The organism is Paenibacillus hunanensis, assembly GCF_034055775.1.
Taxonomy (GTDB): Bacteria; Bacillota; Bacilli; order Paenibacillales; family Paenibacillaceae; genus Saccharibacillus; species Saccharibacillus hunanensis.
This window is the reverse complement of record NZ_CP139194.1, coordinates 779,591-793,837: the sequence shown is the minus strand read 5'-3', so window position 1 is coordinate 793,837 and position 14,247 is coordinate 779,591. Positions and strand designations below refer to the sequence as shown.

10 protein-coding genes are annotated in these 14,247 nt (G+C 47.9%); 3 read left to right on the top strand and 7 right to left on the bottom strand.

The window, feature by feature from the left end; genetic code table 11:
• Positions 1–25: 25 nt before the first annotated feature.
• Together SK066_RS03130 and prfA are read right to left on the bottom strand one after the other, a co-directional pair.
• Positions 26–1,060 (bottom strand): N5-glutamine methyltransferase family protein, encoded by a 1,035-nt coding sequence (locus SK066_RS03130; protein ID WP_320544788.1) that lies wholly within the window; start codon positions 1,058–1,060, stop codon positions 26–28.
• 24 nt (positions 1,061–1,084) lie between these two features.
• Positions 1,085–2,152, bottom strand: a complete 1,068-nt coding sequence (gene prfA, locus SK066_RS03125) for a peptide chain release factor 1 (RefSeq protein WP_188774174.1) — start codon at positions 2,150–2,152, stop codon at positions 1,085–1,087.
• A 597-nt stretch (positions 2,153–2,749) separates the two neighbouring features.
• Between prfA and SK066_RS03120 the strand changes: the two genes are divergently transcribed.
• The 3 genes from SK066_RS03120 to SK066_RS03110 all read left to right on the top strand — a co-directional run bounded on the left by SK066_RS03120 (position 2,750) and on the right by SK066_RS03110 (position 6,220).
• Positions 2,750–3,736, top strand: coding sequence for an aldo/keto reductase (locus SK066_RS03120; protein WP_320543617.1), 987 nt, complete (start codon positions 2,750–2,752; stop codon positions 3,734–3,736).
• Between the two features lie 351 nt (positions 3,737–4,087).
• The gene (locus SK066_RS03115) at positions 4,088–5,095 is read left to right on the top strand and encodes a hypothetical protein (RefSeq protein WP_320543616.1); all 1,008 of its coding nucleotides are present in this window, start codon (positions 4,088–4,090) and stop codon (positions 5,093–5,095) included.
• 126 nt (positions 5,096–5,221) lie between these two features.
• On the top strand, positions 5,222–6,220 hold the full coding sequence (locus SK066_RS03110) for a hypothetical protein (RefSeq protein ID WP_320543615.1): 999 nt from the start codon (positions 5,222–5,224) through the stop codon (positions 6,218–6,220).
• 220 nt (positions 6,221–6,440) lie between these two features.
• Here SK066_RS03110 and ychF read toward each other — a convergent pair whose 3' ends face one another.
• The 5 genes from ychF to SK066_RS03085 form a co-directional block, all read right to left on the bottom strand.
• On the bottom strand, positions 6,441–7,541 hold the full coding sequence (ychF, locus tag SK066_RS03105) for a redox-regulated ATPase YchF (RefSeq protein WP_188774178.1): 1,101 nt from the start codon (positions 7,539–7,541) through the stop codon (positions 6,441–6,443).
• Between the two features lie 91 nt (positions 7,542–7,632).
• A complete protein-coding gene (locus SK066_RS03100) occupies positions 7,633–9,372 on the bottom strand; it encodes a methyl-accepting chemotaxis protein (protein WP_320543614.1) in 1,740 nt (579 codons plus the stop codon).
• 559 nt (positions 9,373–9,931) lie between these two features.
• Positions 9,932–10,978, bottom strand: coding sequence for a type 2 isopentenyl-diphosphate Delta-isomerase (gene fni, locus SK066_RS03095; RefSeq protein ID WP_320543613.1), 1,047 nt, complete (start codon positions 10,976–10,978; stop codon positions 9,932–9,934).
• 595 nt (positions 10,979–11,573) lie between these two features.
• Complete coding sequence (locus tag SK066_RS03090; RefSeq protein WP_320543612.1) at positions 11,574–13,070, bottom strand: phytoene desaturase family protein; 1,497 nt, start codon at positions 13,068–13,070, stop codon at positions 11,574–11,576.
• Complete coding sequence (locus tag SK066_RS03085; protein ID WP_320543611.1) at positions 13,067–14,245, bottom strand: glycosyltransferase family 2 protein; 1,179 nt, start codon at positions 14,243–14,245, stop codon at positions 13,067–13,069. Before SK066_RS03085 ends, SK066_RS03090 begins: the two co-directional genes overlap by 4 nt.
• Positions 14,246–14,247: the final 2 nt, after the last annotated feature.

Sequence of the window (14,247 nt, the reverse complement as noted above, 5' to 3'; positions counted from 1 at the left end):
CCCTTTTCAGTGTAGCCCTGCGACACTACGACTCCAGCATCCCGATCACATGCCGCTCAATGCCTGCAAGGTCCTTTATGATATGAATTTTCGGGTATCCTGTTTCACGGACCATCTGTGCTACGTCCTGTGCCTGTCCCATCCCAAGCTCAAAGGCAACCATACGTGGCTGCCTGGCGAGCAGGGACAACTGCGACATCATGATACGATATGGCCCTAATCCATCCGGTCCACCTGCCAGTGCAGTCAGCGGCTCATGCTCGCGCACCTCTGGCTGTAGCTCAGCGATATCCGCATCGGGAATATAGGGCGGATTCGACACAACGATATCAACAGCACAGCCAGCAAACGGCTCTAACAGATTACCCTGCTTCCAGCCGATCGATAGCCCCTGACGCTCGCTATTTTGCTGCGCAATCTGTAGCGCATCCGGTGAAATATCGCTTGCCCATATTTCCCACTGTGGACACAGCCGTGCAAGTGTGAGCGCAATCGCTCCGCTACCCGTTCCGATATCGACACATACGTAGCGAGGCGCACTATGTTCCACGCGACCTGATCCATCTGCTGTCTGAGCTGCTTCCTCGATAGAATGGACTGCATCTGACATAGAAGCAGATTCGCTACGATGGGGCAAACGTTCCCCGTGGAACAATTGATCCTGCTTTACAATAGACGAAGTCTGTGCCTCATTTGTATCAGAATGAGGGGAGCCTAATTGGGACGACAGCTCGACGACAGCTTCAACCAGCAGCTCGGTTTCAGGGCGCGGAATCAGCACGGCAGGTGTCACCTTGAACACCTCGCCGTAAAATTCCTGTTCACCGATGATGTACTGCGCAGGCTCACCTGCCACTTTGCGCTGAACTGCCTCTTCCCATGCTGCCTGGTGCTCCATTGGAAATGGATCAGGTAATGCCATATAATAACTTGCGCCTGACAAGCCAAGCACCCATTCCAGCAGCAATTTTGCATTGGACTCCGGCTCCATCACATCATGCTGTCTGAAAAAAGAAGAAGCCTCAACATAGGCTTCTCTTATGCTTTGTTGCGGCTTCATCGTAAAAGATATCAAGGTCAATACTTACGCCTCTTTTGCCATCAGATCAGCCTGTTCAGCCAATGTCAGCGCGGAGACAATTTCTTCGATCTCACCATTCATCACTTGATCCAGCTTGTGCAGCGTCAAGCCGATGCGGTGATCGGTTACACGGCTTTGCGGGAAGTTGTACGTACGGATACGCTCACTGCGGTCACCTGTACCGACTTTACTTTTACGCTCACCAGCGTATTTTGCTTCTTCTTCCTGACGCATCATATCCGAGATACGCGCGCGCAGAACCTGAAGTGCTTTTTCTTTGTTAGAGTTTTGCGATTTGCCATCCTGACAGGTTGCCATAATACCAGTCGGCATATGTGTTACACGTACAGCCGATTTGGTCGTATTAACAGACTGACCGCCTGCACCACTGGAGCAGAACGTATCGACACGAATATCGCGGTCATGAATCTCAATATCCACTTCTTCCGCTTCCGGCATCACCGCTACAGTAGAAGTAGACGTATGAATGCGTCCACCGGATTCAGTCGTTGGAATACGCTGTACACGATGTGCGCCGCTCTCGAATTTGAGCTTGCTGTACGCACCACGTCCATTGATCAGGAATGTCACTTCCTTGAAGCCGCCCAGATCGCTGACGTTCGTATCGAGTACTTCCACTTTCCAGCCCTGTGTATCAGCGAAGCGTGTGTACATACGATACAGATCCGCTGCGAACAATGCCGCCTCGTCTCCACCAGCTGCGCCGCGAATCTCCACGATAACGTTTTTATCATCATTTGGATCTTTGGGCAGCAGTAACACATGGATCAGTTCCTCAAGCTCTGTTTTGCGTGTGGACAGCTCATCAATCTCGAACTTGACCATCTCACGCATCTCATCGTCGAGCTTCTCACCTTGCAGCTGCTTGGCTGCATCCAGCTCTTCTGTTACTTTACGGTACTCAATATATGCCTCATAGGTCGGCTGCAAATCCGACTGTTCCTTGGAATAATCACGCAGACGCTTGGAATCACTTGCCACGTCCGGATCACACAACAGCTCACTTAATTTATCATAACGGTCTGCTAAAGCCTGTAAACGATCTAACACGGGTAACCACCTCTTTAATTGTTCATTTGCTTGGAATACATGTAGCCGAAACGGCTTATCTGAAAAAATGTCCACTTCCGCTATCGATATCATAGAGCAGAAAATAGGTTCAACCATTTGTATAAAAAGAAAAACCCTGCTTCTGACAGCATTCTGCCGATTCATGACTCCAATGACGAATGCACAAAAATACAAGGTTACGACTCTTGATTATAGCATATAGCATCGCATTTTCCTATCCTTAAATCAACGAAAATAGAAGAATTTTCTCTTGATCTACTTCATTTTATCTAGATATCAACTTCTATATAGGATGGGTACTTTCACTCTATCCTTCTCGCTCCTGCTTGGTGTCTCTACTACAGCCTAATTGATAACTCCCTTCATACACCTCACTCCTATAAATGAATTTACTTATCTGTTATGTTCAAATATGAATTTATCGATGTGGCGTATCGGTAGGTTTGCTTCTGTGATTGCTGGTTATCTATACTAAGACTGTTGGGCAGCTATGAATCTGTCTGACAATAGCTATCCGTTTACTTTGTCTGTGCTTCATCGCATCACATATTCATAGATTATGAGGAGGTTGTACAAGTGGAAAAGGTGGCATTAGGTCAACAAGGATTACTTGTGTCTCGTCTCGGACTTGGTTGTATGGGCATGTCGGAATTTTATGGCGATCGCGATGAACAGGAATCGCTTCGCACGCTGGACGCTGCACTGGATAGCGGCATTACCTTTTTCGATACGGCAGATATGTACGGTAATGGGGAAAATGAGCAATTTATTAGTCCATTTATTCGCCAGCATCGAAATGACGTCGTCATCGCGACAAAATTTGGTAATGTGCGCGGGGAGGACGGCTCTTATCTGGGCATTAGTGGCAAGCCAGAATACGTGCGCGAAGCATGTGAGAAAAGTCTAAAACGGCTTGGTGTCGATACGATCGATCTGTATTACCAGCATCGCGTCGATCCAAATGTGCCGATTGAGGAAACGATCGGTGCAATGGGTGAGCTGGTGCGTGAGGGCAAGGTGCGTTATCTCGGTATGTCCGAAGCCGCCCCGGAAACGATTCGTCGTGCGCATGCAGTATTCCCGATCACGGCATTGCAAACGGAATATTCGTTATGGAGCCGTGATGTGGAGGATGAGATTTTGCCGATATGTCGTGAGCTTGGGATTGGATTTGTCCCATACAGTCCGCTTGGACGTGGCTTCCTGACCGGACAGATTCGCTCGTTCGACGATCTGGCTGAGGATGACTTCCGCCGCTTCTCCCCACGCTTCCAGGGTGAGAACTTCCAGAAGAATCTCGATCTGGTCGATCGTATTCGCGAAATTGCGTCAGAGAAAAACTGTGCGCCTTCCCAGCTCGCTCTTGCCTGGTTACTTGCTCAGGGTGAAGATATTGTGCCGATTCCAGGTACCAAAAAGACCAAGTATCTGCTGGAAAATGTCGGTGCAGTCAATGTTAAATTGACGAAGGAAGAGCTACAGCGTATCGATGCCGCAGCACCCAAAGGAAGTGCGGCGGGCGAGCGTTATGAGCAAAACGGGATGAAGACACTGAATCATTGATGGATAAGGATACAAAAAGGTAGATTGTGAGAATACAATAATCTGTTGAGCATTATCATGCCTGTGTATGCAGGTATCATCTCTAATCCATTCTATCTAGATACGTACCGCATCTAACTTTTACTATAGATTGATCCAGGCGGCGAGCGAAGTATTCCATTACGCTCGCCGCCTTTTGTATACCTATATCTACCTTTATCCCCAGCATATATCATACATCGCCCTCCCTCGACCGATAATGGAAATAGACTCCATACATAAAGAATTTGAGCAATCCGGCAACAATCGTTCGGCTATACAGAGGGAATCACAATGAACAGACAATCGCCCATTTGAAAAGGAGAGTTCTCTATGCACACATTTCGTCAAATTCGGCTCGGGGAATGGTATGGTTATTTGATTGCTTCGTTAGGCGTGCTCGTGATGGCAAGCTTAATCGTAGCGGTAGGGTATTACAATGGATGGGGCTTTCTGTTGGTAGTCGCAATCGTCGGCTTCGTGATGTATACGGTTTTTGCATACTTTGCACTCCTAAAAAATGCACGCACATATGACTATGAGCCGCATCAAGGGTTTGCCTATTATCGGATGCCCGAAAAAACGAAAATGGTACTGAGCTGGACTGGTTTTGCTTGCTCGGTGATTTTGCTTTTTGTATATTGCTTTGACGCTAGCTTTGATCGGTGGACATTCTTATATGGGATCGTCATAGCCTTTCTTTTCCCCGGCGTCTACTACTGGCTGAAGGAAAAAACGTATCATGATATCCGCACGCAAATAGCCTGTGCCGAAATATTGTATGCCTACGGGGTATTGACACCAGACGAACGCATTTATGCAGCATATGGCAACATCTCCACTGAGGCCTGGCTCGCATTAGCGAACGATCAGCCACAAAGCATCGACTGGATCGATTATGAACCGAATGAAGTGCAGACGCCCCTCCATCTATTGGTCGTGACGGATGAAGAATTAATTATGTGCACACAGCATCCTGATGAGGAATTTATGTTTTCGACTATACCTTTAGCTTATATTCAGCAATTGTATGTATCCAGTGCCTCCTACAAAAAGGTTGGGGGCGAGTCAGGGCCTAAAATGAATAAGCAAATGATCGTGATTGGTGATGGTGAGGATCACCAGTATCATTTTCAATTTTCAAGCAGGCTGTATAGCGGGTTGTCTTTATTTGTATCGGAGCTGCTTGCTTGTATGGACGATGCTCATCTGCGTGAATTCGATGAGGATGAGCTACCCGAGCGGGATCATCCCGACTACGTTCCGTTAGAGGATTTCCCGATGCTGTCGAGTACTGAGGAGGAGTTTTTACCCTTTAGCGTACAGCCTTCGTCCGTATAATTTTGTATCTATAATGATGCATGATTGGATCGGATTTTTATCGTGGAAGTGGTGCATTGTCGTTTTGTTGATGCATGGCTGTGATCATGATCCGATCCGTACATAACAGCAGGAGGAGCACATTTTATGAAACGATTCCGCCAGATTCAGCGTGGCGAGTGGAAAGCCTATATATTTAATTCTGTGGCATGGTTTGCGCTAGCACTGTTTGCTTTCATCGCATGGTCTACTTCAGGCTTCGGGCTTATATTCTTCTTTGCCATTGCTTTATTGATCGCTTTTGCACCAACCTACATCCATAGCCTGACCATCAATCCCCGTACAGAGAATTACAGGGCAGGTAAAGGATTCAGCTACTATCGTATTTCAGAAGCTGCCAAATTAAAGTGGATGTATTTTTCCCTCAGCATCTATTTAATTGGTATGGTTTTATTTTGCCTCAGTGATGCATTCAATTGGTGGGTTCTACTATTTGGATTGATGGGTGCAGCCTTTCTCCTTCTCACACGTATCCGATTGAAGGCAGACAAGATTGAGATGGAACAAAGTATTCGTTTAGCAAAGCGCCTGTATTCGATCGGTGTACTACATCCTGATGAAGTTATTCATGCTGCGCATAGTAATGTAAGTGAACCCCAATGGAAAAAGTTCACTCAGCAAAACTTCTCAGATACGATCGATTTGACCGAACGGGAAAAAGAAGCGGATTATGAACCACTTCATCTGCTGGTAGTCACAGATCAGGAATTAGTCATGGGCACTAAAAAGCCAAATCAACCCTTCGTGTTCTCAACGATGGCTTTGACTGACATTCGACAACTTTACGTCTCAGCTTCTTCCTACAAAGAAATTATGACCTCAAGCCCTGGTGTGAAATATAATCAAATGCTGGTCATTGGTAATGGACATTACCGACAATATCATTTTGAATTATTAAATCTATACGGAAATAACATGCTTTCATTTGTAAGACAGCTATTGTTCTATATGGATGAGGCGCATCGACGTGTACAGCTTCATTCTTCACTTGAGCGTCAGCATCCAGCTTATGTGCCATTTGAAGATATCCCTATGCTGTCGAGTACAGACGAAGTGTATTTACCATTTATGGAACCGTCTCGTTAAGTAAGATTAAGTAGCCCTGCGATACTGCTACTCTACCTATGTGCGCAAGCTCGTCTTACCTTATGACTTATGCTTGCGATGCTCCTTCTATCACCTATCATTCACGATATACAACAAAAAAGCCTGATCGGTTAGCAACGGATGTAATTCTACATCTCGTATGCTGTGCCGATCAGGCTTTTATTTATGCACGAACTCTTATACAGAGTGCGATTCGATATTACACGTTGAAACGGAAGTGCATAACGTCGCCGTCTTTCACGACATAGTCTTTACCTTCCAGACGCAATTGACCGCGTTCCTTCGCACCGTTCATGGAACCTGCGTTCACAAGGTCTTCATAGCCCACTACCTCTGCACGGATGAAGCCGCGTTCGAAGTCACTATGAATAACGCCTGCTGCGCCAGGAGCTTTGGTTCCTTTGCGGATCGTCCATGCGCGTACTTCCTGTACGCCTGCTGTAAAGTACGTGTACAGACCAAGCAGACGATACGCCGCCTTGATCAGACGATTCAGACCGGATTCTTGCAGACCCAGCTCTTCGAGGAACATGGCACGATCCTCATCTTCCAGCTCAGAGATATCTGCTTCTACCTTCGCACTGATCGGAACGACCTCTGCATTTTCAGCAGCGGCAAATTCTTTTACTTTGAGTACGAAAGGATTCGTGTCTGCCTCCGTTACGCCATCTTCGCTTACGTTTGCCGCATACAATACCGGCTTCATCGTCAGCAGATGCAGGTCGCGGATGATCAGACGCTCGTCTTCGGTCAGCTCGATGCTGCGTGCAGGCATATCGTTGTACAACGTTTCCTTCACGCGTTCCAGAATCTCGATTTCTTGAGCGTACTGCTTGTTGCCGCCCTTCATGTTCTTCTTCGCGCGATCAATACGCTTCTCGACGCTGTCCAGGTCAGCCAGTACCAGCTCCAGATTGATCGTCTGGATGTCGCTGATCGGATCGATTTTGCCATCTACGTGTGTGATGTTCTCATCTTCAAAACAACGAACAACGTGTACAATCGCATCGACTTCACGAATGTGAGCCAGGAATTTGTTACCCAGACCCTCGCCTTTACTTGCGCCACGCACCAGACCGGCAATATCAACAAATTCGAATGCCGTTGGAACGGTTTTTTTCGGTTCAACAAGCTCAGTCAATTTGTCCAGACGCTCGTCCGGTACTTCAACGATACCGACGTTTGGATCAATTGTACAAAACGGATAGTTAGCGGATTCTGCGCCCGCCTGTGTGATTGCATTAAAAAGTGTGGATTTACCGACGTTTGGCAATCCAACGATACCAGCTTTCAAAGCCATTTATGCTGACAACTCCTATATTTGAATTGGTGACAGACTCTTCATGAATTTCCACACTATTATATATGACAACCACAGGCGTGGCAAACGATTAAACGATAAATTGTTCCGCTTGTTTTTTCAAATCTACAGCAAGGCGGTTCAAATTACCGGAAATGTCCGACAATTCAGCTACCGATTGCTGCTGCTCTGTAGCGCTCGCAGACACCTCTTCGGTCATCGCGGAGGTTTCTTCTGTTGTCGCTGCGATGTGGGTCAGATGCTCTTCTACCTCACGGCGGATATGCTGCATGCGCTCGGTATTGTCTGACAGATCATGCGCCAGACGCTGTACATCCTCCGATACACGGCTCACCTGCTCAAACGAATCCATACACTCTGTAATGCGATTTTCCTGCTGCTCGGCAGCCGTTAGACTTTGCTCAAACTCGTTATGAATGAGGCGAATTTGCTCTACAAAGTGTCCCATAATCCGATCAATCTCGCGAATCGACTCTCCAGACTGCTGTGCAAGCTGTCCCATTTCGTGGGCAACGACAGCAAAACCTCGCCCTGCTTCACCTGCACGAGATGCTTCAATCGAAGCATTTAATGCCAGAATTTGCGTCTGCTTCACGATATCCTGCACCTGTCCACTAATGCCAGCCGCCTCACGCGATTGCTCTGCCAGTGTGCTGGATAGCTGCTGAAGCTGTTGTACGCTGGCTACACTTTCCTTGCCCTGCTGTAAAAGTAGCTCGTGCTCACGCAGTACCGTATTGCGCACGGTGGTAAGCTGCTCTGCGGTCGCGCCAAATTGATCTACATACGTGCCAATCTCATCGATAATACCGCCCAGACGTGCCGATTGATCGACAGAATGCTCCGTTTGCTCTGCTTGCTGTCCTGCTCCACTGGCAATTTCTTGAATCGCTCGCGATAGCTCTTCCGTCTGACGCAGTGTGCTACCAGCAACTTCCTGAATATAGCCAGAGGACTGCTGAAGTGTTGTAGAGCTATGCTGAATACTGGCGATCATCCCGGTAATATGCTGGATCATCGCATTGTTCAGATCACTGATCTCACCTAGCTGATCGCCTGTGATGCGCTGGGATGGAACCGTCAGATCACCTGCGGTAACCTTTTCCATACTATGCTTGATTTCGCTCACCTGCTTTAGCATACGACGAATGAACATCATTGCCGCTACCACTGCCAGAATGAACACACCTGCAAAAATCGGAATAACAAGCTTATACGCTTCCTTGATCGTTACCGAGTAAACCGAATTGACCGTATTCGCTGAAATATCGATCCCGAGATAACCGATCACCTTACCGGCCTCATCGCGAATCGGCATAAAGGTGGAAAATAACTCGCCCCACTCCGGATCGTTTGATACATTCGTAGTGATCGCCTGTCCTGCCAGCAATGCGGATGTACGATCGGCGCCGAGTGTAAGTTCGGTATCGTATGGACTGTAATCTTTATCATCCCATGCAGCACCATCGACAGTGTAAAGCCAGCGGTCATCCACCCGTTTGAACATATACACGTATAGCGCACCTGTCTCCAGACGCACATTGTTTAGCCGCTGACGAAGCTCTTTGTATTGCGCGCTCTGCTCAGGATTGGTACTGGTGTACATTTGCTGAATCGCATTTTTATCCAGCTGAGCGATCGTATTGGTCGTCAGCATTTGATTGTTTTGCTGCAATGTGGATAGCGATGACTTTTGGATGAGCAGCTGCGTCGTCCACATCGTGAGTCCACAAATTAACAATAACGGTATTAAAATAATTAAGTATAATTTGGGACGCAGTCCCAATCTCATAAATGAATGCTTCTTCACTTGTTGTCCTCCTTATGATGTATATACCTGTGACATATAGACTAATAGTTCAAAGTACCCACTTATTATCGACGTTAAGCAGCTTATTTTGTATAGCAATTAAACCATTTTGTTGTTTTTTGTCGTAAATTTTCAGAAAATTTCGGTTAAGCTTCATTTAGTGCAATAATTCCAGACTAGAACAGAAGGGAAATAAATTAAAATATTTTTAGGACAGTGGGGAATTTATTGTATAAACGGAAGGTTTAATCGGAGCAAAGGCATTATTTTCATCCATCTATATAGATATATAGAACGCGTGTAGGAGTAAAACTTCATATTATGGAATACAGATGGTATGAACAGAAGTACAATCGCTTAGACGATATCAACAGTACCTTTGAGCTTAATGATGCAGACAAAAAAAGATCCGGCACGTAGCCGAATCTTTGCTGCAATATAGATAATTTCTTACGATATGCTAAAAGAAGTCGGGATGATCCAATACTCATCCTCATCATTCATTGACGATCTTCTGTACATTGATGTATTACACACCATCTACATACATACTATGCCTCTAATTCATACGATATAATCGCTCTGTTTGTTGAAGCTGTTCCACCGAAGCTGCTCCTACGCCGAACATCGCTGCGGACAGCTCAAGCTCTACGCGCTCCAATACCTGCTCCAGTGCTTCTTCCGATTCTACTGCCGCACCGAGCAAGGAGCGTCCAAACCCGACCATATCTGCACCAAGCGCAATCGCCTTCGCGGCATCTACACCGTTGTACAGACCTCCACTACCGATCAGTGGCATATTGGGCAAATGGCTACGCACATCACGGATACAATCTGCGGTCGGATAGCCCCAGCCTGCAAAGGCTTCGGCGGCTGCACGTCGCACCGGATCATGGCTACGGAATTTCTCTACCTGACTCCATGATGTACCGCCAGCACCAGCTACATCGATAAATGCCATACCTGCACTGGCAAGACGCTGCGCTGTCTCGCCATCAATGCCCCAGCCTACTTCTTTGACACCGACAGGCACATCCAGCGCTGTCGCAACCTCTTCCATTCGCTGCAACAACCCTGCAAAATTCACATTGCCTTCGGGCTGAAATACCTCCTGCAAGCTGTTCAGGTGCAGTACGAGCGCACTAGCCTCTGCCAGCTCTACTGCACGTCGGCATTGTTCCACACCAAAGCCGTAGTTCAGCTGTACCGCTCCCAGATTCGCAATGATCGGGATATCAGGTGCATCGCTACGCACATTAAACGTTGCTGCCAGCTCGTCATGCTCAATCGCTGCACGCACCGAGCCAAGTCCCATCGCCCAGCCGCGCCGCTGTGCTACGCGTGCGAGTCTGCGATTGATCTCGCCAGTCGCTGCACTGCCGCCGGTCATGGAGCTGATCAGCAGTGGAGCCTTTAGCGCGATGCCAAATAACGAGGTCGTCAGATCAATCGCTGCAAAATCCAGCTCGGGTAGCGCCTGATGGCGAAACCGATATTGTTCAAAGCCCGAGGTGATACCTTCACCGGCTACATTTTCTTCAAGGCACAATCGGACATGTGCGCTTTTGCGATCTGAAATATGTCCTTCTTGAGATGGATGAGTCATATCCGCTTCCTTTCTTTAGATGATTTGTGGCGTTCGTTATATCAACTATAGCAGTAAATGGAGGAAAGCCACAGGTGGAGTGGGAAAAGAATTACTCGTAGGTGGATGATCGCTTGCTGAATGCGGTGCTGCTGCGTCAACCACTTCGGGAAGGAATAAGGGAACGGACTCGGGTGGAGCCGCGGGAATCTTTTGGAATGGGGTGTAAATGAAGATTCCCGCCCCTCCAAAGTGGTAAGATATTTTGCTTCGCAAAAATCACTTTTCATTGTACCCCGTGTTAGAAATTCGCTAACACTTCTTTTCCCTTATTTCCTTCCCTTCGTTCCGTGCTTGTCGCAGCCTATATGATGAAGTATGAGCAGAAGAGAGATCATTTTAGCTATTTAAAATTAACAATCGCTTAGCCAACTCATATACAGCTTTTAAATATTAAAATAGTTAGTTATAGACGACGCAAAAACTAGTCACTTTGATCCTTACGAAGTCTGTGCAATTGATACATTTGCATCTATCCATGATGAACCCTGTCCACTCCCACTTTATCTGGCAATTTCATCCCTGTCACAATCCTTTATCCTTTATTCTTTAGCACCTAACGCTGGCTCGCAATATGCTTGGCTACCAGTTGACCGGATAAGGTAACGATAGGGGTTCCACCGCCAGGGTGGGTCGTGCCGCCGACGTACCATAGGCCTTTTACATCGGGGCTACGGTTGCCGGGGCGGAAGAAGGTTTGCTTGGCACCGTTGGATGAGATGCCGTAGATCGCTCCGCGATGGGCGTAGGTGTCGCGCTGGATGTCTTCTGGTGTGTAATGCTGCCAGACAGGGCCGCTGCGGATACCGGTTAAGCCGTAGCCTTCTAGCATGGTCGCGATGCGTTCGCCGTAGGCTTGCTGTTGTGTTTGCCAGTTCCATTGCTTGGAGGTATAAGGCGCATTGGCAAGGATGAACAGGTTACTACCGCCATCGGGTGCCATGCCCGCTTCGGAATGACCGGAGTGGCAGATGTATAGCGTTGGATCAGATGGTGCTGTTTTTTGGGTGAAAATGGATTGAAACTCTGGTTCATACTGCTCCGGGAAAAAGACCGTATGGTGTAGAAGCTGATCATAGCGCTTGGGCACGCCCGCAAGTGTAACGAAGCCGGATAATGATGGCTCGTACGATGCAATACGATGATCCGGAAGTGAAGGACGCTCCTTCTCGGATAGCAGCATACGGCTGGCACTGAGTACATCGCCATTTACGATAACAAGAGATGCTTCATAATCGCCGCTATTCGTTTCTACACCGCTGACGGCTCCAGCATGTACACGAATGCGCGTGACCTCGGTATTCGGATGGATTGTGACACCTAGCTCTACAGCAAGGCGAGCCATACCGCGGACAATATTACTTGTCCCTCCATACACGCCATACACACCATCCACCGCTTCCACATGTGCCAGCATCGCGAAGATCGCTGGTGCCTGGTATGGAGATGCGCCCACATACGTTGCGTAACGTCCTAATAGCATCAAAGTATTCGGATGGCGAAAGTAGCGTCCGAGCAACGCTTGTAATGTTGTAAACGGACGCACGCGTAACAGACTACGTCCCATCGATGGCTTTAATTTATCACGCCAGGAGAGCAATAATGTGTTTAGAAATTGTTGATCCGCTTCATGATACATCGCGCTTGCCTCTTTTAAAAAGCGACTATAATTGCGCGCATCCTCCGGGCTATAGGCAGCAATCTGCTCGGCGGTATATTCTGCATGACGACTAAGATCAACGGTATGACCATCTGCAAACACATTACGTGTACGCGGCTCCAGCTCATACAGTTGCACATAATCGTCCATCTGACGCCCGGCACGTTCAAATACACTACGAAACACATGTGGCATCGTAATGGTGCTTGGTCCGCGGTCAAAATGGTAGCCGTCCAGCTCCAGCGATTGTAGCTTACCACCGATCGTGGGCTGCTTTTCCAGTATGGTGACCTCATAGCCTTCCGAGGCTAGCCCAATCGCGCACGATAAGCCGCCAAATCCAGCGCCAATAATAATGGCCCGGCGTGAACCGGGCTGTCCGTAACTATTCATCCATACGTCCTGCCTTTCCAGCGGTATCCTTTTCCATTCAGACTGGCAATCCACGAATCAAGTAGAATCAGGATTAGACATGCCGCACTGATCGGCATTAACAAGCCCAGCCAAAAGGATTTGCCACTAAATCGATCGATAATTCCCTTCGTGACCATTCCTATTACGACAGCAGCTCCTGACCAGGCAGCAAGTACAGGCTGCCCTGTTGCTATACTCCAGAGAAGCATCACAAGCGGGAATATAAATAATAACGAGTAAAAAATCGTCACGCCGAATACAAGTAGCGGATTACGCCCTGTACCCGCGAAAATATTTTTCTTATATCCTTCCCATACCTCAGCCGCATTACGATACATGCGTGCGGACGTATAACGATGCACATCTGCCAGTGTAACCGGATCACCTGCCTGCTTCACCGCACGTGCCAGCTCCATATCCTCCACGATATGATTATAAATATGAGCATGCCCACCACTGCGAGTGTAGCTATCCCGATGGATCATAAGCCACGCACCCGTCACAGCGAGAAAGACCGGACGCGGACTACGCCGAATCATCATAATCGGCAAATGATAACCAATAATAAACGCCATCATCGGCACTACAATATGCTCCAGCCACGTCCCTGTCTCCATTCGCGGAAAGCCGCTGATCAAGCCTGTACGCTGCGAACGCGCCGTGACCATCGCTGCTTCCAGCGCTTCCGACTGGAGCCGTACATCTGCATCGACGAATAGCCACCATTCTCCGCGTGCATGCAGGGATAGCTGGTGGCAAGCATACGATTTGCCCAGCCAGCCCTCGGGCAATGTCGTACCATGAAAAAGACGAATGCGATCATCCTGCGCCATTACTTTACGAATCTCCGACTCGGTGTCATCCTCCGAATGATCATTGATCACCAGAATTTCCAGCTCGATCGAATCCGTGCGACAGGCAGTGATCGATTCCAGACACTCACGAATATTGCGTTCTTCATTACGCGCAGGAATCAGCACAGACAGTAGCGGTTTGCTTCCATGTTGATGATGTACATTTGGAAAATTATACTCCTGCTCCCACTTCTGACGCTGTACCGGCTTGCCCAGCTTCGGCATTCGGCTTAAATTCCAGACCGTAAATGCAAGCTGAAGCAGTAGCCAGCAGGTAATGACGAATAACAGCAGTTCCATCG

What these genes read in the sequence shown, in the direction of transcription:
- SK066_RS03130 (WP_320544788.1), bottom strand. Translation starts at nt 1,060, where the DNA reads ATGAAGCCGCAACAAAGCATAAGAGAAGCCTATGTTGAGGCTTCTTCT.
- SK066_RS03110 (WP_320543615.1), top strand. Translation starts at nt 5,222, where the DNA reads ATGAAACGATTCCGCCAGATTCAGCGTGGCGAGTGGAAAGCCTATATA.
- ychF (WP_188774178.1), bottom strand. Translation starts at nt 7,541, where the DNA reads ATGGCTTTGAAAGCTGGTATCGTTGGATTGCCAAACGTCGGTAAATCC.
- fni (WP_320543613.1), bottom strand. Translation starts at nt 10,978, where the DNA reads ATGACTCATCCATCTCAAGAAGGACATATTTCAGATCGCAAAAGCGCA.
- SK066_RS03090 (WP_320543612.1), bottom strand. Translation starts at nt 13,070, where the DNA reads ATGAATAGTTACGGACAGCCCGGTTCACGCCGGGCCATTATTATTGGC.
- SK066_RS03115 (WP_320543616.1), top strand. Translation starts at nt 4,088, where the DNA reads ATGCACACATTTCGTCAAATTCGGCTCGGGGAATGGTATGGTTATTTG.
- SK066_RS03085 (WP_320543611.1), bottom strand. Translation starts at nt 14,245, where the DNA reads ATGGAACTGCTGTTATTCGTCATTACCTGCTGGCTACTGCTTCAGCTT.